The organism is Herbaspirillum sp. RV1423, from assembly GCF_000577615.1.
Taxonomy (GTDB): domain Bacteria; phylum Pseudomonadota; class Gammaproteobacteria; order Burkholderiales; family Burkholderiaceae_D; genus Herbaspirillum.
In genome coordinates this window covers 1-18,405 of sequence record NZ_CBXX010000019.1, presented here as the reverse complement: position 1 = coordinate 18,405, position 18,405 = coordinate 1, and the positions used below count along the sequence as shown (strand labels likewise).

The 18,405-nt window shown below is 60.2% G+C and carries 17 protein-coding genes; 15 read left to right on the top strand and 2 right to left on the bottom strand.

What is annotated here, in order from left to right:
- Nucleotides 1-9: 9 nt before the first annotated feature.
- Nucleotides 10-1,077 carry a substrate-binding domain-containing protein gene (locus RV1423_RS17075; protein ID WP_034298997.1) on the bottom strand — a complete coding sequence of 356 codons (1,068 nt, stop codon included), beginning with the start codon at nucleotides 1,075-1,077 and terminating at the stop codon, nucleotides 10-12.
- Nucleotides 1,078-1,239: 162 nt separating this feature from the next.
- Here RV1423_RS17075 and RV1423_RS17070 point away from each other — a divergent pair, with 162 nt between their 5' ends.
- The 14 genes from RV1423_RS17070 to RV1423_RS17005 all read left to right on the top strand — a co-directional run bounded on the left by RV1423_RS17070 (nucleotide 1,240) and on the right by RV1423_RS17005 (nucleotide 15,944).
- Complete coding sequence (locus tag RV1423_RS17070; protein WP_034298994.1) at nucleotides 1,240-2,883, top strand: OFA family MFS transporter; 1,644 nt, start codon at nucleotides 1,240-1,242, stop codon at nucleotides 2,881-2,883.
- Between the two features lie 118 nt (nucleotides 2,884-3,001).
- Complete coding sequence (locus RV1423_RS29905) at nucleotides 3,002-3,262, top strand: hypothetical protein (RefSeq protein ID WP_155835141.1); 261 nt, start codon at nucleotides 3,002-3,004, stop codon at nucleotides 3,260-3,262.
- Nucleotides 3,263-3,276: 14 nt separating this feature from the next.
- Nucleotides 3,277-3,756: a formate dehydrogenase subunit gamma gene (locus tag RV1423_RS17060; protein WP_034298990.1), complete on the top strand. Its 480-nt coding sequence runs from the start codon at nucleotides 3,277-3,279 to the stop codon at nucleotides 3,754-3,756.
- Nucleotides 3,753-5,312, top strand: a complete 1,560-nt coding sequence (locus RV1423_RS17055) for an NADH-quinone oxidoreductase subunit NuoF (RefSeq protein ID WP_034298987.1) — start codon at nucleotides 3,753-3,755, stop codon at nucleotides 5,310-5,312. The genes RV1423_RS17060 and RV1423_RS17055 overlap by 4 nt, the downstream gene beginning before the upstream one ends.
- A gap of 36 nt (nucleotides 5,313-5,348) precedes the next feature.
- A complete protein-coding gene (gene fdhF, locus RV1423_RS17050; protein WP_034298984.1) occupies nucleotides 5,349-8,228 on the top strand; it encodes a formate dehydrogenase subunit alpha in 2,880 nt (959 codons plus the stop codon).
- Nucleotides 8,229-8,387: 159 nt separating this feature from the next.
- Nucleotides 8,388-9,230: a formate dehydrogenase accessory sulfurtransferase FdhD gene (gene fdhD / locus RV1423_RS17045; protein ID WP_034298981.1), complete on the top strand. Its 843-nt coding sequence runs from the start codon at nucleotides 8,388-8,390 to the stop codon at nucleotides 9,228-9,230.
- A gap of 53 nt (nucleotides 9,231-9,283) precedes the next feature.
- Entirely contained in the window at nucleotides 9,284-9,514 is a 231-nt protein-coding gene (locus RV1423_RS17040; protein WP_034298978.1) for a formate dehydrogenase subunit delta, read from the top strand.
- Nucleotides 9,515-9,846: 332 nt separating this feature from the next.
- Complete coding sequence (locus RV1423_RS17035; protein ID WP_034298975.1) at nucleotides 9,847-10,923, top strand: LacI family DNA-binding transcriptional regulator; 1,077 nt, start codon at nucleotides 9,847-9,849, stop codon at nucleotides 10,921-10,923.
- A 183-nt stretch (nucleotides 10,924-11,106) separates the two neighbouring features.
- On the top strand, nucleotides 11,107-11,913 hold the full coding sequence (locus RV1423_RS17030; protein ID WP_034298972.1) for a transporter substrate-binding domain-containing protein: 807 nt from the start codon (nucleotides 11,107-11,109) through the stop codon (nucleotides 11,911-11,913).
- A gap of 259 nt (nucleotides 11,914-12,172) precedes the next feature.
- Entirely contained in the window at nucleotides 12,173-12,871 is a 699-nt protein-coding gene (locus RV1423_RS17025) for an amino acid ABC transporter permease (RefSeq protein ID WP_034298969.1), read from the top strand.
- Nucleotides 12,868-13,518 (top strand): amino acid ABC transporter permease, encoded by a 651-nt coding sequence (locus tag RV1423_RS17020; RefSeq protein ID WP_034298966.1) that lies wholly within the window; start codon nucleotides 12,868-12,870, stop codon nucleotides 13,516-13,518. The genes RV1423_RS17025 and RV1423_RS17020 overlap by 4 nt, the downstream gene beginning before the upstream one ends.
- Nucleotides 13,505-14,239 (top strand): amino acid ABC transporter ATP-binding protein, encoded by a 735-nt coding sequence (locus RV1423_RS17015; protein ID WP_034298963.1) that lies wholly within the window; start codon nucleotides 13,505-13,507, stop codon nucleotides 14,237-14,239. Before RV1423_RS17020 ends, RV1423_RS17015 begins: the two co-directional genes overlap by 14 nt.
- Complete coding sequence (locus tag RV1423_RS17010) at nucleotides 14,236-14,982, top strand: sugar phosphate isomerase/epimerase (RefSeq protein ID WP_034298960.1); 747 nt, start codon at nucleotides 14,236-14,238, stop codon at nucleotides 14,980-14,982. Before RV1423_RS17015 ends, RV1423_RS17010 begins: the two co-directional genes overlap by 4 nt.
- Before the next feature lie 29 nt (nucleotides 14,983-15,011).
- On the top strand, nucleotides 15,012-15,944 hold the full coding sequence (locus RV1423_RS17005; RefSeq protein ID WP_034298958.1) for a sugar kinase: 933 nt from the start codon (nucleotides 15,012-15,014) through the stop codon (nucleotides 15,942-15,944).
- 31 nt (nucleotides 15,945-15,975) lie between these two features.
- On the opposite strand, the gene RV1423_RS17000 is transcribed toward RV1423_RS17005, so the two are convergent.
- The gene (locus RV1423_RS17000; RefSeq protein ID WP_034298955.1) at nucleotides 15,976-17,508 is read right to left on the bottom strand and encodes a methyl-accepting chemotaxis protein; all 1,533 of its coding nucleotides are present in this window, start codon (nucleotides 17,506-17,508) and stop codon (nucleotides 15,976-15,978) included.
- A 309-nt stretch (nucleotides 17,509-17,817) separates the two neighbouring features.
- Here RV1423_RS17000 and RV1423_RS16995 point away from each other — a divergent pair.
- A partial coding sequence (locus RV1423_RS16995; protein ID WP_034299135.1) for an electron transfer flavoprotein subunit beta/FixA family protein occupies nucleotides 17,818-18,405 on the top strand: 588 nt, incomplete at its 3' end.

The following is an 18,405-nucleotide window of genomic DNA, read 5'->3' as shown; positions in this document are numbered from 1 at the left end:
GACTGCCGTTCAGGCAAACGCTTCCTGCACGCTTTGTATCTTGCCGGTGTCGGTGCCGTCGTAACCGGCCAACTCATTGACCACGCTGCGGAAAGCAGCCGATTGGAGGATGCCGATCACCGCTTGCACCAGCGGGTCGTTGAGCGAGGCGGTCGGCAGGGCGAAGAAATAGCGCTCGCGCACCAGCGGGATGAAGTCCAGCCCGAAGCGCTGCGACGCCGTCTGCACGCCGAAGCCGACATCGGCCATGCCGCTGGCGATGAAGGCGGCCACCGCTGAATGCGTGAACTCGGTATTTTCAAATCCGTTGATTTTTTTGTGCGACACGCCGCTGCCGGCCAACATCAGTTCCAGCAGCATGCGCGTGCCGGAACCGGCTTCGCGGTTGACGAAGCGCAGGTCGCTGCGCGTCAGGTCGGACAGGTCGCGGATGTTCTTCGGGTTGCCGGTGGCGACAAACAGCCCCTGGTTGCGGACCGCCAGATGGATCAGGCAATCGCTGCGCTTGTTGAGCCACTTGGCATAGGTGGCGATGGCTGGTTTCTCGAATTCTCCCAGCGGCACATGGAAGCCGGCCAGGTCGCACTCCTGGCGCGACAGCGCGGCCACGGCGTCGGTGCTGTGGCGATAGCGCACTTCCACCGGCAGCTTGGCCTGGTTGAACTGGTTGAGCAGGGCGGCGACGGCGAAGCCGTGGCTGGCGTTCAGGCGCACCGTCTTGGATTTGCCTTCGACGGTTTTGCCCAGTTCTGTTTCCAGTTCCGACGCCAGGCTGTCGAGCGTCGGCGACAATCGCGCGCTGACCATGCGGTCGGCCCACAACAGTTTGCTGGCGAACGGCGTCAGCGTCGTGCCGCGCCCCCGGCCGCTCTGGATCAGGCTATGGCCGAACAATTGTTCGGAGGTGCGCAACAGCCCCCAGGCGTGGCGGTAGGAGTGGCGCAATTGCTGAGCCGCCTTGGCGATCGAACCGCTCTGCTGGATCGCCGTCAACAGGCTCAGCAATTCGGTGGTGTCGAAAGGGGAGTCGTCGCCGTGGCCGATCTCCCAATGCGGCTTGATGCTGACTTTATACATATAAATATGAAAAAAATAGCATATTGAATATGCGGAATTTCAATGATACCTTCGAGAAAGTACGTGCAGGTAATAAAAACTATAGGCAAATTTCTGCATAAATAGCCGAATCTATTCGGCGTGCATATAATTGCCGGCCCACAACATCAATGAGGAGGAAAAATGGCCTTCGATTTCCTGGAAAAGGAACACACCATAGCCAAACCTGGCTTCAATCGCTGGCTGGTTCCGCCTGCCGCGCTCGCAATCCACCTGTGCATCGGCATGGCTTACGGTTTCTCCGTATTCTGGCTGCCGTTGTCCAGGGCGCTCGGCATCAAGGAATCGATTGCCTGCGCTCCGGATACAGGTTTTTTTGCGCAGGTTTTTTCGACCACATGCGACTGGAAGATTTCCATGCTGGGGTGGATGTATACGATGTTCTTCGTCCTGCTCGGCATTTCCGCCGCGATCTGGGGCGGCTGGCTTGAGCGCGCCGGTCCGCGCAAGGCCGGCGTCGTGTCTGCGCTGTGCTGGTGCGGCGGCTTGCTGATTTCCGCGTTCGGCGTGTATAGCCACCAGATCTGGCTGATGTGGCTGGGTTCCGGCGTCATCGGCGGCGTCGGTCTCGGCCTCGGTTACATCTCGCCGGTGTCGACCCTGATCAAATGGTTCCCGGACCGCCGCGGCATGGCGACCGGCATGGCGATCATGGGCTTCGGCGGCGGTGCGCTGGTCGGCAGTCCGCTGGCGGACAAGCTGATGAAGCATTTCGCTACGCCGACATCGGTTGGCGTGTGGGAAACCTTTGTCGTGATGGCGATCATCTATTTCGTCTTCATGATGGCGGGCGCCCTCGGCTACCGCGTTCCGCCGAGCGGCTGGAAGCCGGCCGGCTGGACGCCTCCGGCGACCACCACCAACACCATGATCACGCAACACCACGTGCATGTGAGCAAGGTATGGGGCATTCCCCAGTTCTGGCTGGTATGGCTGGTGCTGTGCCTGAACGTGTCGGCGGGCATCGGCGTGATCGGTATTGCGTCGCCGATGCTGCAGGAAGTCTTCGGCGGCCATCTGCTGGGCGTCAACGTCGGCTTCAACGACTTGTCGATTGAGCAAAAAGCGGGCATCGCAGCGATCGCGGCGGGCTTTACCGGCCTGATCAGCCTGTTCAACATCGGCGGTCGTTTCGTGTGGGCATCGTGTTCCGACTTCGTCGGCCGCAAGATGACTTACGTGATCTTCTTCGTGCTGGGTTTCGTGTTGTACGTCAGCCTGCCGTGGTCCGCGAAGGCGGGCAGCATCGCGCTGTTCGTCGGCGCAGTCTGCATCATCCTGTCGATGTACGGCGGCGGTTTTGCGACGGTGCCTGCTTACCTGGCTGACTTGTTCGGCACGCAAATGGTCGGCGCCATCCACGGCCGCCTGCTGACTGCATGGGCGACCGCCGGCATCCTCGGTCCGGTGGTGGTGAACTACATGCGTGAATACCAGTTGTCGCTGGGCATGCCGCGCGAGTCGGTCTACAACACCACGATGTACATCCTGGCAGGCATGCTGGTGCTGGGCCTGATCTGCAACCTGCTGGTCCGTCCGGTTGCCGCCAAGCATTTCATGACGCCGGAAGAACTGGCCCGCGAAAAGCAACTGGCGCACGAAAAATCGTCTTCGGACAACGTCGCTGCCCTGTCGGATGCGGAAATGTCGCTGGTAGGCCGCGGCGGCAATCCTGCACTGATCGGTGCGGCATGGCTGGCAGTCGGTATTCCGTTGATCTGGGGCATCTCGCTGACTTTGCAAAAGGCAGTGGTTTTGTTCAAGTGACCTATAGTGAATACAGGTAGCAAATAAGCAGCAAGGCTGCCGCCGATGAAAGGCGGCAGCCGGTTTCACCCGCAGTGTTCTGTACCAACCCGATGCAATATAGATAGGCAGGGAGAACATGAAGTCGCTCGATCGGTTTTCGATGAGGAAACACGCCGCCGCCCTTGTCGGCGCAGCGTCCGTGTCTTTGCCTGTTCTTGTCGCCGCCGCAGTCGCCGCTGCGCTCTGCAGTATTGATTTCCCCCCATCCATTCGCCTTGCCGTGCCGTTCGCACAGGCAGGGACAGCCGTATTCGCCGCTGCCGCCTTGATCGCGGCGGGGCGCCTGCAGCATGGAAATGCCAGCCGGCGCCATACGCAACATCGGACGCAAATTTAGCAGGAGACGAGTAAATGAACAGACAACAGCCATTCGATGTCGGCGCGGTCAGGAATGTGATCGCCGAGCGCATGCATATGCCGGGCGCCATGCTGCCGATTCTGCATGGCATCCAGGATGCCGTCGGCTTCGTGCCGGCCGATGCCGTGCCGATGGTCGCCGACGCCCTGAACGTGTCGCGCGCCGAAGTGCACGGGGTGATTTCCTTCTATCATCATTTCCGCCAGCAACCGGCCGGCAAGCATGTGGTGCAGGTATGCCGCGCCGAGGCTTGCCAGTCGGTCGGTTCCGAAGCACTCGCCAGGCATGCCGAGCAAGCACTCGGCTGCGGCTTCCATGAAACCACCGCCGACGGCCAGTTCACGCTGGAGTCGGTCTATTGCCTGGGCTTGTGCGCCTGCGGTCCGAACGTGGCGGTCGACGGCGAGCTGCACGCCCGCGTCGGCGTCGACAAGCTCGACCGGTTGCTGCAAGCCAAGCGAGGTGCAAAATGACGACTGCGAGCATCACCGTTTATGTGCCGCGCGATTCCGCGGCAATTGCTTTGGGCGCCAATGATGTGGCCGCCGCGATCTTCAGCGAAGCCGGGAAGCGCAGCGTCGACGTCCATATCGTGCGCAATGGTTCGCGCGGCATGTTCTGGCTGGAGCCGCTGGTGGAAGTGGCGACCGACAAAGGACGCGTGGCCTACGGTCCGGTGGATTTTGCCGACGTGCCGAGCCTGTTCGACGCCGGTTTCCTGCAAGGCGGCGAGCATGCGCTGTCCCAGGGACTGACCGAAGACATTCATTACCTCAGGTATCAGGAGCGCCTGACTTTCGCCCGCGTCGGCATCACCGACCCGGTGTCGCTGGACGATTATCTGGCGCATGAAGGCTATGCCGGCCTGAGGCGCGCCGTCGGCATGAGCGGCGAGGCCATCATTCAGGAAGTGCTCGATTCCGGCTTGCGCGGCCGCGGCGGCGCGGCGTTTCCGACCGGCATCAAATGGAAGACGGTGGCGACCGCGCAAGCGCCGCAGAAATATATCGTCTGCAATGCCGACGAAGGCGATTCGGGCACCTTCTCCGACCGCATGGTGATGGAAGACGACCCTTTCATGCTGATCGAAGGCATGACGATTGCCGGTCTGGCTGTCGGCGCGACCGAGGGCTACATTTACGTGCGCTCGGAATATCCGCACTCCATCGCCGCGCTGAATGAGGCGATCGCCGTCGCCAGCCGGCATGCTTACCTCGGCGACAATATCCTTGGCTCGGGCAAGAACTTCCGTCTGGAAGTGCGCATGGGCGCCGGCGCCTACATTTGCGGCGAAGAAACGGCGCTGCTGGAAAGCCTGGAAGGCAAGCGCGGCGTGGTGCGCGCCAAGCCGCCGCTGCCGGCGCTGGAGGGTTTGTTCGGCAAGCCGACGGTGATCAACAACGTGATTTCGCTGGCGACCGTGCCTATCGTGCTGGCGCGCGGCGCGGCGTTTTACAAGAACTACGGTGTCGGCCGTTCGCACGGGACATTGCCGTTCCAGTTGGCGGGCAACGTCAAACACGGCGGTCTGGTCGAGAAGGCCTTCGGCCTGACCTTGCGCCAGTTGCTGGAAGACTTCGGCGGCGGTACGGCCAGCGGCCGGGCGATCCGCGCGGTGCAGGTGGGCGGTCCGCTGGGCGCCTACCTGCCGCCGCAGCAGCTCGACACGCCGCTGGACTATGAGGCTTTCGCCGCCATCGGCGCGATGGTCGGCCACGGCGGCGTGGTGGTGTTCGACGACAGCGTCGACATGGCGCAGCAGGCGCGCTATGCGATGGAGTTCTGCGCCATCGAATCCTGCGGCAAGTGCACGCCGTGCCGCATCGGTTCGACGCGCGGCGTCGAAGTGATCGACAAGATCATCGCGAACGACAACCGGCCTCAGCAGGTGCATCTGCTGCGCGACCTGTGCGACACCATGCTCAACGGTTCGCTGTGCGCCATGGGCGGCCTGACGCCGCATCCGGTACTGTCGGCGCTCAACCATTTCCCCGAAGATTTCGGCTCGCCGACTGAAAAAGCCGCCTGATCCATCCGTCCACGCATTCAGCAAGGAGTTGTTGGCATGAACCAGCTCAACGAAACAGATTACGGCACGCCCGCGCGTGTCTCCGAACAGGAAGTCACCCTGGAAATCGACGGGGTCAGCGTCACGGTCGCGGCTGGCACTTCGGTCATGCGCGCAGCGGTGGAGGCGGGCATCAACGTGCCCAAGCTGTGCGCCACCGATAGCCTGGAACCGTTCGGTTCCTGCCGCCTGTGCCTGGTCGAGATCGAAGGCAAGGACGGTCGCAAGATGAAGGGCTATCCGGCTTCCTGCACCACGCCCTGCGAATCCGGCATGAAGGTGCAGACGCAGACGCCCAAGCTGGCCGATATCCGTCGCGGCGTCATGGAGCTGTATATCTCCGACCATCCGCTCGACTGCCTGACCTGCCCGACCAACGGCAATTGCGAATTGCAGGACATGGCCGGCACGGTCGGCCTGCGCGAAGTGCGCTACGGCTACGAAGGCGAAAGCCATCTGGAGATGAAGAAGGACGAGTCCAATCCTTATTTCACTTACGATCCGTCCAAATGCATCGTCTGCAACCGCTGCGTGCGCGCCTGCGAAGAAACGCAGGGCACCTTCGCGCTGACCATCAACGGCCGCGGTTTTGAGTCGCGCGTATCGGCCGGGCAGATGGAGAGTTTCATGGAGTCCGAATGCGTCTCTTGCGGCGCCTGCGTGCAGGCTTGCCCGACAGCGACGCTGACCGAGAAGACCGTGATCATGCTGGGCCAGGCTGAGCACAGCAAAATCACTACCTGCGCTTATTGCGGCGTAGGCTGCTCCTTCAAGGCCGAGATGAAGGGCAACGAAGTGGTGCGCATGGTGCCGTACAAGGACGGCAAGGCCAATCACGGCCACTCCTGCGTCAAGGGGCGTTTCGCCTGGGGCTATGCGACGCACAAGGACCGCATCACCACGCCAATGATCCGCAGCAAGATCACCGATCCGTGGCGTGAAGTGTCATGGGAAGAGGCGCTGACTTATGCCGCCAGTGAATTCCGTCGCATCCAGGCCAAGCACGGCAAGGATTCGATCGGCGGCATCACGTCTTCGCGCTGCACCAACGAAGAAACCTATCTGGTGCAAAAGCTGGTGCGCGCCGCCTTCGGCAACAACAATGTCGACACCTGCGCACGCGTCTGCCACTCGCCGACCGGCTATGGGCTGAAGCAGACCCTCGGCGAGTCGGCCGGCACCCAGACGTTCGATTCCGTGATGAAGTCCGACGTCGTCATGATCATCGGCGCCAACCCGGCCTCGGCGCATCCGGTGTTTGCGTCGCAAATGAAGCGCCGCCTGCGCCAGGGCGCGAAACTGATCGTGATCGATCCGCGCACGACCGAAATGGTCAAGTCGCCGCATATCCAGGCCGACTATCACCTCAAGCTGCGCCCGGGCACCAACGTCGCGGTCATCACCGCGCTGGCGCACGTGATCCTGTCCGAAGGCCTGCAAAGCGAGGAATACATCAGGGAACGCTGCGACGTGCAGTCCTACGAGCAGTGGAAAGAATTCGTGCTGCGCCCCGACAACTCGCCTGAAGCCCTGGCCGAAGTGTGCGGCGTGCCGGCGGAGGAACTGCGTGGCGCCGCACGCCTGTTCGCCACCGGCGGCAACGGCGCGATCTATTACGGCCTGGGCGTGACCGAGCATGCGCAAGGTTCGACCATGGTGATCGGCATCGCCAATCTGGCGATGGCGACCGGCAACGTCGGTCGCGAAGGCGTGGGCGTCAATCCGCTGCGCGGCCAGAACAACGTGCAGGGTTCCTGCGACATGGGCTCGTTCCCGCATGAACTGCCGGGTTACCGCCATATCTCCGATTCGACCGTGCGTTCGACCTTTGAACAGGCCTGGGGCGTGACGCTCGATCCGGAGCCGGGTTTGCGCATTCCCAACATGTTCGACGCCGCGCTCGACGGCAGCTTCAAGGGCTTGTATTGCGAAGGCGAGGACATCGTCCAGTCCGACCCCAACACCCAGCACGTTGCGGCCGCCTTGCAGGAGATGGAATGCATCGTGGTGCAGGACTTGTTCCTCAACGAGACCGCCAAGTACGCGCACGTGTTCCTGCCAGGTTCGTCCTTCCTCGAAAAGGACGGCACCTTCACCAACGCCGAGCGCCGCATCTCGCGCGTGCGCAAGGTGATGCCGTCGAAGTCGGGCAAGTCCGACTGGGAAGTCACCGTGGCGCTGGCCGAAGCGCTCGGTTACCCGATGCCGTACAATCATCCGTCGGAAGTCATGGATGAGATTGCGGCGCTGACGCCGACTTTCCACGGCGTGAGTTACGACAAACTGGAACGCCTCGGCAGCATCCAGTGGCCGTGCAACGAGGCCGCCCCGGAAGGCACGCCGATCATGCACATCGGCAGTTTCGTGCGCGGCAAGGGCAAGTTCCTCAATACGCAGTACTTTGCCACCGACGAGAAGGTGACGCAGCGCTATCCGCTGATCCTGACCACCGGCCGCATCCTGTCGCAATACAATGTCGGCGCGCAGACGCGGCGCACCGAGAATTCCCAGTGGCACAGCGAGGACCGTCTGGAGATCCATCCGCACGATGCGGAAGACCGCGGCATCCGCGAAGGCGACTGGGTCGGTATCGAATCGCGTGCAGGCCAGACGGTATTGCACGCGACGGTCACCGAGCGGGTGCAGCCGGGTGTGGTGTACACCACCTTCCACTTCCCCGAATCGGGCGCCAACGTGATCACCACCGACAACTCGGACTGGGCCACCAACTGCCCCGAGTACAAGGTGACGGCGGTGCAGGTCATGCCGGTATCGCAGCCGTCCGAATGGCAGCAGCATTACCAGCAATTCAATCGTGAGCAGCTCGGTTTGCTGCATGGCGAGAAGGCAGGTACGGAGCCGCTGGTAACGAAATAGGCATAAGCCGTCGTCCTGGCGAAAGTCGGGACCCGGCGTCGTCATCCGACGGTTGAGACAGCGTTGACGCCACTGGGTCCCAGCGTGGGCTGGGACGATGGAGATTGTTTTTCCGTCGTTTTTTAGTAGCAGAAAACAGGTTTGAAAGAAGATTAGTCAATGAATGCATGTCCCATGCCGTCGCCCGACGACGCTATCGCCGCTACTGAATTTGCCACGGCGGTGCGCGTCGAGGTGGAGAGATGGCGCGACGGCCAGTGTGAAATCTTCAGCGACGTGGTCGCTGAAGAAGTACCCATTGCGCTGGAATACAACGGCATTTCACATGCAGTGATGATGGCCACGCCGGCCGATCTGGAGGATTTCGCGCTCGGTTTTTCGCTGACGGAAGGCATCCTGGCCGATGCCGGCGAACTTTATGATTGCGAAATCGTGCCGGGCGCCGAAGGCATCCAGGTGCAGATGACCGTGGCGACCGAACGCTTTGCCGCGTTGAAGGAAAAGCGCCGCAACCTGACCGGCCGCACCGGCTGCGGTTTGTGCGGCGCGGAGACGCTGGAGCAGGCGGTGCGTCATCCGGCTGCGGTCAGCGTTGACGCCGTGTTTTCTGCCGACGCCATCCATGCCGCGCTGGACGCCATGCAGGTACAACAGCAATTGCAGCAGGAAACCGGCGCCACGCACGCCGCCGCCTGGATGGGCCGCGACGGCAAGATCCGGCTGGTGCGCGAAGACGTCGGCCGCCACAATGCGCTCGACAAGCTGATCGGCGCGCTGGCGCGGGACAAGGAGGATTTTTCTTCCGGCGCCGTCATCATCACCAGTCGCGCCAGTTATGAAATGGTGCAGAAGGCGGCGACGGTCGGCATCGGCTTCATCGCCGCGATTTCCGCGCCGACCGCCCTGGCGATCAGGCTGGCCAAAGAAACCGGCGTCACGCTGGTCGGCTTCGTGCGGCGTCAGAGCCATGTCGTGTACGCCGGCCCTCAGCGCCTGGGCTGAACGGCGGCCAGGGCCAGATATAACGATATTTACAAATCCAAGAGGCAAGCACCATGAATCTCCAGCACCTGATCAAGATGGCCAACCAGATCGGCGCCTTCTTTTCCACCATGCCGGACCACGAGCAGGCGGTAAAGGATCTGGCAACGCATCTCAAGCGTTTCTGGGAGCCGCGCATGCGCCGGGCTTTGCTGGAATACGTTGAGAACGAGGGCGGTCCTGAACTGAGCGACATCGTTCTTGAAGCGGTGAAGGCGCATCACGCTGACTTGCAGGTGGCGTGAACTGCGTGTTCGCATGAAGCGCCGCAGTGTTTATGCGGCGCAGCAACATCCCTGAATTTTTTTCCTGATCTTCTGTCGATAAGCGCGGCATTCTTCGCTGGAAATATCGCTCCGCACCAATTTCCTGACGCACATGTTTGTGCGTTACGACGTCTTTTCATCATCACCTCTGTTAAAAATTTTCATCTGAAATAGTTTGCAAAAGGATTTTTCGGCTGCTATCTTGGAACCGGTTCCAAAGATTCACATAAAAAAGAAACCTGGGAACCCGTAGAACAAATCAGCCGATAACAATCAACGATTTGGCAGGTAGAGTGAGACAAAAATCCAATATGCAATACACGCGCAGCGTCGGCGCAGGCCGGGTCACGATTGCCCAGGTCGCGCGCGAGGCTGGTGTGTCGAAAACCAGTATTTCGCGCTATCTCGGTGGCGAGCTGGACGCTTTGTCGGAGCATCTGCGCGAACGCATCCGCAGCACGATTGCCCGGCTCGGCTACCAGCCCAGCCAGATGGCGCGCGGCCTCAAGGGCGGCCGCACGCGCCTGATCGGGATGCTGGTGGCGGATATCCTGAATCCGTATTCGGTGGCGGTGCTGCACGGCGCCGAGGCGGCCTGTCAGGAGCACGGGTATACGCTCATGCTGTGCAATACCGGCAATGATGAAAAGCGCGAAAAGCAATCGCTGGCGGCCTTGCATTCCTATAGCGTGGAAGGTTTGCTGTTCAACACGCAAGGGCGCAACGTGGCGCCGCTCAAGGAGTTGGGACGCACGGCATTCCCGGTGGTGTTGCTGGACCGGCGTATCGAGGGTTGCGATTTCGATCTGGTGGGACTGGACAATGTGCGCGCAGCGCGCATGGCGACCGAGCATCTGCTGGCCAGCGGCTACACCGATATCGGTCTGGTGGTGCAACCGCTGCATGGCGTCAGTTCGCGCCAGGGACGGCAGGCCGGCTTCCTGGAGGCAATCTCGGGGCGGCCCGATGCCCATGGCGAAACGGTGGAAGTGCATATCGACCAGCCGGGTCATGTGGCGGCGATGCTGCAGGATTTTTTCAAGCGACGGCGCGGCCAGCGCGGCGATGCGGCCAAGTTGGCCATCCTGGCGGGCAACGGCATGGTGTCGCTGCAGATCGCGCTGGCGCTGCGCAGCATGAAATTACGGTTTCCGGAAGATATCGGTTTGTTGTGTTTCGATGAGTTGTCCTGGTCGCCGCTGGTGGGCAGCGGCATCAGCACGATCGAGCAGCCCACTTACGAGATCGGTTTTTCCGCCATAGAACGTTTGCTGGCGCGCATTCACGGCGAAAGCGCGCCGCGTCGAGAGATTTTGTTGGACGGCAGGCTTATCCAGCGTGGTTCGAGCCAGCCGGCGCAGGCTTCTGCGGGATCGAAAGATCCTTGAATATTCTGGAACCGATACCAGAAAAAATAAATGCACATGCGATGCATGACTTGTGGAGCGTCGGCGGCAGCGGCAACGTCGTCCGGAGTGCGAAGCAATCAACAAGCGGGCGCAAGCCCATTATCGAGGACGTTCGCCGGCGGCTTTTACCCGAGACCGCTTGCGACGAAAAGGAGACTATTCATGAGCATCAAAAAATTATTCAGCACCAAATTCATCGCGCTGATGCTGGCCGCAACATGCGCGGTCGGCGCGGCGGCAAGCGCCAGCGCGCAAACCGTGGCCGACCTGATCAAGAAAGGCAAGGTCACCATCGGCGTCGTCAGCGGCACGCCGCCATTCGGCAGCGTCGATGCCAAGGGCGAACCGATCGGTTATGACGTCGATGTCGCCAACCTGATCGGCAAATACCTCGGCCTGCCGGTGGAAATCGTTCCACTGGTGCCGCCTGCACGTATTCCTGCACTGGAATCCGGCAAGGTCGACTTCCTGGCCGCAACCCTGGCGCCGACGCCTGAGCGCGCCAAGTCGGTGATGTTCACGATTCCTTACAGCGGCTTTGAATTGTCCATCGTCGGTCCGGTCGGCTCCAAGTACAAGAACCTGAACGACCTGGTCAAGAAGAAGGTCGGTGTATCGCGCGGCAGCACCAACGACACCGCGTTGACCCGTCTGGCGCCTGCCGGCACCGTGCTGGTCCGTTTCGAGGACGACTCGACCGTGACGCAGGCTTTGCTGAGCGGCCAGGTGGATGCGATCTCGATCCCGAACACCATGGCCACCGAAATCGTCAAGACCCGCGGCGCCGGCAAGATCGAGATCAAGTTCCCTTACTCCGTGCAACCGAACTCGATGACCGTGCGCAAGGGCGCTTTCGATCTGCAGCAATGGCTCAACAACTTTATCTACTACGTCAAGCTGAACGGCGAATTGGACGCGATCTCCCGCAAGTGGGCAGGTTCGCCGCTGCCGAACCTGCCGGTATTTTAAGAAACGTTTAATCAATCCAATTCACGATCAGACCGGAAAATTCAATAGCACGTCGTCCCGGCGAACGCCGGGACCCAGCGTAGTAACGCGGGGTGATCAATCGCCGCGATAGAGTGAACTACGCCGCCGGGTTCCGGCGTTCGCCGGAACGACAAGTTATTGATGAGGGCTTGTGAGCGCCAGGTGTTGATTGTGGCTTGGATGTTTCTGCCGACCGTTGTCATGTATGGCGGTCCGGCGCATCGGCAAGGAGTAGAAGATGTCTTATGATTTTCAGTTTGCGTTCATCTTTCAGCACATGGACCAGTTGTTATGGGGAGCCTTGCTCACCATCCGGCTGAGCGCGCTGTCGATGATCTGCGGTCTGGCGGTGGGGATTTTCGGGGCGATCGTGAGCATTCACGGTTCGGCGCCGGCCCGCTTTGCGGTCACGTCCTATGTGGAACTGATTCGCAGCACGCCATTCCTGGTGCAGTTGTTCATTATCTTTTTCGGCTTGCCCGCTGCGGGCATACAAGTCGACGCCAATGTCGCTGCGCTGGTGGCGATGACGGTCAATCTCGGGGCGTATTCGACCGAGATCGTGCGCGCCGGCATGATGGCGGTTCATCCTTCGCAGATCGAGGCCGCGCAAGCGCTGGCGATGACGCGCTGGCAGGTGATTCGCCATGTGGTGTTGACGCCGGCTCTCGAAAAAGTCTATCCGGCATTGGCCAGTCAGTTCACGCTGATGATGCTGGCGTCGAGCGTGGTGTCGGCGATTTCCGCCGAAGAGTTGACCGCGAGCGCCAATCTGCTGGATGCGGAAACCTTCCGCAGCTTCGAGATTTACCTGATCGTGATGGTGCTCTACATTTTGCTGGCGCTGCTGTTCCGCCTCGGCTTCTGGCTCATTGGTCTGGTTGTATTCAAACGCCGCCGCCGTCTTGGCGTAGCGCGGCCGGGGGGGATGCGATGATTGCCGAATTTTCCTGGGACCAGTTCGTCTTCCTGTTGGAAGCCGCTCGCTGGACCGTGCTGCTGTCGCTGCTGGCGTTTGTGATCGGCGGCGCGGCGGGTTTCATCGTGGCGTTGATGCGGACCTCGCACCTGCGCAGCCTGCGCACCTTGTCGGCCGTGTATATCCAGATCATCCAGGGCACGCCGGTGCTGATCATTCTGTTCCTGGCGTTCTACGGACTGGCGATTTACGGCTTCAAGCTGCCGCCGATGGTGGCGGCGACGATTGCGATGACGATCTACACCAGCGCCTATCTGGGCGAAATCTGGCGCGGTTGCATCGAAGCGGTGCCGGTTCCGCAGTGGGAAGCGTCCACTGCGCTGGCGATGAACCGCTGGCAGCAGTTGCGTTACGTGATCCTGCCGCAGGCCACGCGCATTTCGCTGCCGCCGACGGTCGGCTTCCTGGTGCAGATCGTCAAGAACACGTCGATTGCTTCCATCATCGGTCTGGTGGAGTTGACGCAGGCGGGCAAGCTCGTCAGCAACGCGACTTTCCAGCCCTTCCTCGTATTCCCGATTGTCGCAGCGATCTATTTTGTCTTTTGCTACCCGCTGTCGCGCTTCAGTTCCGCTTTAGAAAGGAAATTCCATGCCCATCGTTGAGATCGACAACATCACCAAGAGCTTCGGCAGCAACCAGGTCTTGAATGGGATATCGCTGTCCGTCGAGCGCGGACAGGTCATTGCGGTCATCGGACGCAGCGGTTCGGGAAAAAGTACGATGCTGCGTTGTATCAATGGTTTGGAGACGATTGATGGTGGTAGCATCACTGTTGCGGGTCACAAGCTCACCGCCAGACATGAGCATCTGATCGCGTTGCGCAAGGACGTCGGGATGGTGTTCCAGCACTACAATCTGTTCCCGCATCTGACCGTGGAGGAGAACGTCATGCTGTCGCCGCGCATCGTCAAGAAGGTGGCGACGGAAAAAGCCCGCGAAACGGCGATCAAGGTGTTGCAGCAAGTCGGTCTTGATCACAAGCGCGACGCCTATCCGGAGCAATTGTCCGGCGGCCAGCAGCAGCGCGTGGCGATTGCGCGTTCGCTGGCGATGGAGCCGCAGGTCATGCTGTTCGATGAAGTGACTTCGGCGCTGGATCCGGAGTTGACGCAGGAAGTGCTGAAAGTCATGGAAGAACTCGCCAGAGGAGGAATGACTATGTTGCTTGTCACGCACGAAATGGAATTCGCCCGGCGCGTCGCCGATCTCACCGTGTTCATGCATCAGGGCAAGGTGTGGGAAGCGCGGCCGTCCAGGGAATTCTTCGCCGATCCGCAAACGCCGGAAGCGCGCCAGTTCATCGGCGCGGGCGCGATCAAATGAAAACCCCGGTGCTGGTCGCGGCGTCGGCCTATGGTGCGGATTTCGTGCGGCAGATGGGGCATGCGCATCTGGTTCCCATCGTTGCCGCGGCCGGCGCGGCCGGGCTGGAAATCCGCCGCGAGCTGTTCGTCGAGCTGCCCGATTTCGACGAACTGCACGATCTGCTGGCGCGGCACAAGCTGTTTTCGGTGTACTCGGCGCCGATCGAATTGTTCCGCAAAGACGGTTCGCTGGCGCGTGATGAACTGGAGCAGGTCATGGCGGAGGCGCAGCAACTGCAATCGCGTTTCGTCAAAGTTTCGCTCGGCCATTTTTCGCCGGCCAGCAACATGCTGGACTGGTCGCGTTTCGTGGCGCAGGCTCCTGTTCCTTTGTTGCTTGAGAACGACCAGACCGAACATGGCGGCCAGCTCGAAGCGATTGCGAATTTTCTCGCGGTCTGTTCCGGCACCGGCGTGCCGGTCGGCATGACCTTCGACATGGGCAACTGGCGCTGGAGCGGCGTCGACGCGGAAGTCGCGGCGCGCACGCTGGCGGGGCACGTGCAATATGTGCATTGCAAGGGCGTGTGGAACGACAAGGGCAAGCTCAGGGCGATTCCGCTCGACGAAGACGACGCCGTCTGGCGGCGCCTGTTTTCGCATTTTCCGCGCGGCGTGCAGCGTGCGATCGAATTTCCCATCGTCGGCAAGGATCTCGAAGCGGCGACGCGCAATTATGTGGCGATGCTGGCTTCAGCCTGATCTGCCTGATTCAATCTGGAAGCATACTCATGCAAATACAACTGGACGTCGTCACGTACGGCGAAGCATTGGCGTTGTTTGTCGCCGACGAAGCGGGAGATTTCGCCGATGTCGAGAAATACACGCGCCGCCTGGCCGGGGCCGAGACCAATGTCGCCATCGGTCTGGCGCGCCTGGGCCTGAAGGTGGGTTGGGTCAGCCGGGTCGGCAACGATTCTTTCGGCCGTTTCATCCGCAAGCGCGTCGCGCAGGAGGGCGTCGATGTCAGCCACGTGGCGACCGACCCGGAGTTCCGCACGGCGATTCAACTCAAGGCCAAGGCCGTGGATGGCGCCGATCCGGCCATCGAGTATTACCGCAAGGGATCGGCGGCCAGCCATCTGTCGCAGGCCGATTTCGACGAAGCCTATTTTCGCAGCGCGCGCCATTTGCATGCGACCGGCATTGCAGCGGCCCTCTCGCCGAGCACGATGGCGTTTGCGCATCATGCACTGGACTTCATGCGCGCCAACGGCAAGACGATTTCCTTCGATCCGAATCTGCGCCCGATGCTGTGGCCGTCGCAGGAGGCGATGGTGCACAAACTCAATGAACTGGCGTTCAAGGCGGACTGGGTGCTGCCCGGTGTGAGCGAGGGGAAGATTTTGACCGGCTACAGCGAACCGCGCGACATCGCCGCGTTCTATCTGGAGCGCGGCGTCAGTCAGGTAGTGATCAAACTGGGAGCGGAGGGAGCCTATTTCCGCAATGCCGGGGCGGAGGGTGTCGTGGCCGGCGTGCCGGTCGAAAAAGTGATCGATACGGTCGGCGCCGGCGACGGTTTCGCGGTCGGCGTGATCAGCGGTTTGCTGGAGGGGCTGACGATGACTGATGCGGTCGCGCGCGGCAATCGCATCGGCGCGTTCGCGATCCAAGTGGTCGGCGACATGGAAGGTCTGCCGACGCGCGCGCAGTTGGGATGAGCCGCCACGTGACGGGAAGAAGCCGAAAGAATCAGGAAGTCTTGAATACGGCAATGTCCTTTTTCTGTTGTTCGGCTTGTTGTTCCAGCGATTTGGCGACATCGGTCACTCTGGCGACCAGATCCACATTTTGCTGGGCGATCTGTTCTATCTGCAGGACTTCCTGATTGACAGTCTGGATACCTTGTTTCTGGGCCTCCGATGCGGTGGCGATTTCGGCATTGATCTCGGAAACCTGTTTGATCGATTTTTGTACGTCGAGCATGGTGTGCCCGACTTCTTCCGCCTGAGATGCGCCATTCTTGATGGTGCTGACCGAAATTTCTATCAATTCCTTGATTTCCTTTGCGGCGGCGGATGAACGTTGCGCCAGGTGCCGCACTTCGCTGGCCACCACCGTGAATCCTCGTCCCTGTTCGCCTGCCCGCGCCGCTTCGACGGCAGCATTGAGCGCAAGAATATTGGTCTGAAAGGCGATGGCCTCGATCAGATTGGTGATGTCGGCGATTTTGGTTGAACTGTTGCTGATGTCGTGCATGGTGGACAGCATGCGTTTGACGGCGGCGCTGCTCTTGTCGGCCACACTTGAAGCGTTGGTTGCCAGTAATGTCGCCTCCCGCGCGCTGTCTGCATTTTGCTTGACGGTGTCGGTCAGGGTATTCATGTTGGCGGTGGTTTCCTTGATGGAAACGGTTTGCAGCCGGGTGCGTTCGGACAGATCGGCATTGTCGAGCGCAATGTCGTTGGTGGCCTGAGAGATGGCGTCGCTCGATGCTTTGACCCCGGAAACGATGCCGACCAGATTGGCTTTCATCTTGCCCAAGGCGGCAAGCAGTTTGGCAAATTCATCGCGCGAAGTCACGGCGATGTCGCCCGTCAATTCGCCGTCTGCAATCCGGTCCATCAGGCCGATGGCTGAATTCAACGGCGTCGAGATGGCTTTGAACAGATAAATCATGGCGCAGACTATCAGCGCAATGCCCAGAGAAATTGCGCTGATGGCCCCCCATAAAAATAGCTGATAGGTGTACAGACTGTCGACGATGAATTGTTGCGACTGTTTGATGTTGTAGTCGACATCTTTTGCAAGCGCGTTATGGAAACTTTCAGCTACGGGAACCGTTTGATCCACCACGGCGGCGGCGGCATCGAAATTTCCGGTGAGCAAGGCTGCGACGGCTTTGTCGATGGCAACCTTGTAGTTCGGATAGATGGTCGAGATATTCTCGGCAATGATCCTCTCTTCAGGACTGGAAATACCCGCGGGGTAATAGGCTTTCCATTGTCGGTCCATGCTGGCTTGGGTCGCTTTCACCTCAGTGAACATTTTCTCTGTCATTTTCGCATCGCGTACGACTTGTATCCGCCTTAGCTGTCGCCGGATATCGAATTCGGAGGCCGAAAGGTCCATCAATTGCGAAATGGGAACAGTATTGCCGTAGTAGGCGATATTGATGTTGCTGTTGAGCTTCGCAATGCCTGCGATGCTGGCACCGCCGACGATCGCCATGATGAGCAGGCAGATACCGAATGCAAGAGCGATTTTGAACTTGATGGAGTGCATGACCGATCCTCCTTGAGATGTCATCGCAAAAACGATGTGTGTCCCTTAAGTGCGTATCGATGACTTTCCCAGTCTACGGATGGGTTGGCGTGTTCTTTAGGTTGAAAAGAGAGGACTATTGGAGTCTGTAAATGAATTTGCGACAGACAGGAAGGGCATGCTGAAAAGCAAAAAACAAGGGATATTTCATGTTTTGCGGGTATGTTGAATAGAACGATCGTGCTAAAATTCGGCGAAAAACAGTTTTTGCTTTTATAATCGCGTTTCAGTTTACGTTTACGTCAATTCGATTTTTCCAAGGACCAGGCGATGAAAGTATTAGTCCCCGTGAAGCGGGTAGTAGATTACAACGTGAAAGTACGGGTCAAGAGCGACGGCAGCGGCGTGGACATCGCCAACGTCAAGATGTCGATGAACCCGTTCGACGAAATTGCGGTGGAAGAAGCCACGCGGCTGAAGGAAGCGGGCAAGGTCACCGAAGTGATCGCCGTGTCCTGCGGCGTGACGCAATGCCAGGAAACCCTGCGCACCGCCATGGCCATCGGCGCCGACCGCGGCATCCTGGTGGAAACCGCCCCTGATCTGGACCTGCAACCGCTGGCCGTGGCCAAGCTGCTGAAAGCCCTGGCCGACAAGGAACAACCGCAACTGATCATCCTCGGCAAGCAAGCCATCGACGACGACAGCAACCAGACCGGCCAGATGCTGGCGGCGCTGCTGGGTTGGCCGCAAGCGACCTTCGCCTCCCGGGTGGTGGTCGAAGACGGCAAGGTCTCCGTGACGCGTGAAGTCGACGGCGGCCTGGAAACACTGGCGCTGACTTTACCTGCCATCGTGACCACCGACCTGCGCCTGAACGAGCCACGCTACGTCACCCTGCCCAACATCATGAAAGCC

Coding starts and splice junctions, on each gene's coding strand:
- RV1423_RS17075 (WP_034298997.1), bottom strand. CDS start 1,077: ATGTATAAAGTCAGCATCAAGCCGCATTGGGAGATCGGCCACGGCGAC.
- RV1423_RS17070 (WP_034298994.1), top strand. CDS start 1,240: ATGGCCTTCGATTTCCTGGAAAAGGAACACACCATAGCCAAACCTGGC.
- RV1423_RS29905 (WP_155835141.1), top strand. CDS start 3,002: ATGAAGTCGCTCGATCGGTTTTCGATGAGGAAACACGCCGCCGCCCTT.
- RV1423_RS17060 (WP_034298990.1), top strand. CDS start 3,277: ATGAACAGACAACAGCCATTCGATGTCGGCGCGGTCAGGAATGTGATC.
- RV1423_RS17055 (WP_034298987.1), top strand. CDS start 3,753: ATGACGACTGCGAGCATCACCGTTTATGTGCCGCGCGATTCCGCGGCA.
- fdhF (WP_034298984.1), top strand. CDS start 5,349: ATGAACCAGCTCAACGAAACAGATTACGGCACGCCCGCGCGTGTCTCC.
- fdhD (WP_034298981.1), top strand. CDS start 8,388: ATGAATGCATGTCCCATGCCGTCGCCCGACGACGCTATCGCCGCTACT.
- RV1423_RS17040 (WP_034298978.1), top strand. CDS start 9,284: ATGAATCTCCAGCACCTGATCAAGATGGCCAACCAGATCGGCGCCTTC.
- RV1423_RS17035 (WP_034298975.1), top strand. CDS start 9,847: ATGCAATACACGCGCAGCGTCGGCGCAGGCCGGGTCACGATTGCCCAG.
- RV1423_RS17030 (WP_034298972.1), top strand. CDS start 11,107: ATGAGCATCAAAAAATTATTCAGCACCAAATTCATCGCGCTGATGCTG.
- RV1423_RS17025 (WP_034298969.1), top strand. CDS start 12,173: ATGTCTTATGATTTTCAGTTTGCGTTCATCTTTCAGCACATGGACCAG.
- RV1423_RS17020 (WP_034298966.1), top strand. CDS start 12,868: ATGATTGCCGAATTTTCCTGGGACCAGTTCGTCTTCCTGTTGGAAGCC.
- RV1423_RS17015 (WP_034298963.1), top strand. CDS start 13,505: ATGCCCATCGTTGAGATCGACAACATCACCAAGAGCTTCGGCAGCAAC.
- RV1423_RS17010 (WP_034298960.1), top strand. CDS start 14,236: ATGAAAACCCCGGTGCTGGTCGCGGCGTCGGCCTATGGTGCGGATTTC.
- RV1423_RS17005 (WP_034298958.1), top strand. CDS start 15,012: ATGCAAATACAACTGGACGTCGTCACGTACGGCGAAGCATTGGCGTTG.
- RV1423_RS17000 (WP_034298955.1), bottom strand. CDS start 17,508: ATGCACTCCATCAAGTTCAAAATCGCTCTTGCATTCGGTATCTGCCTG.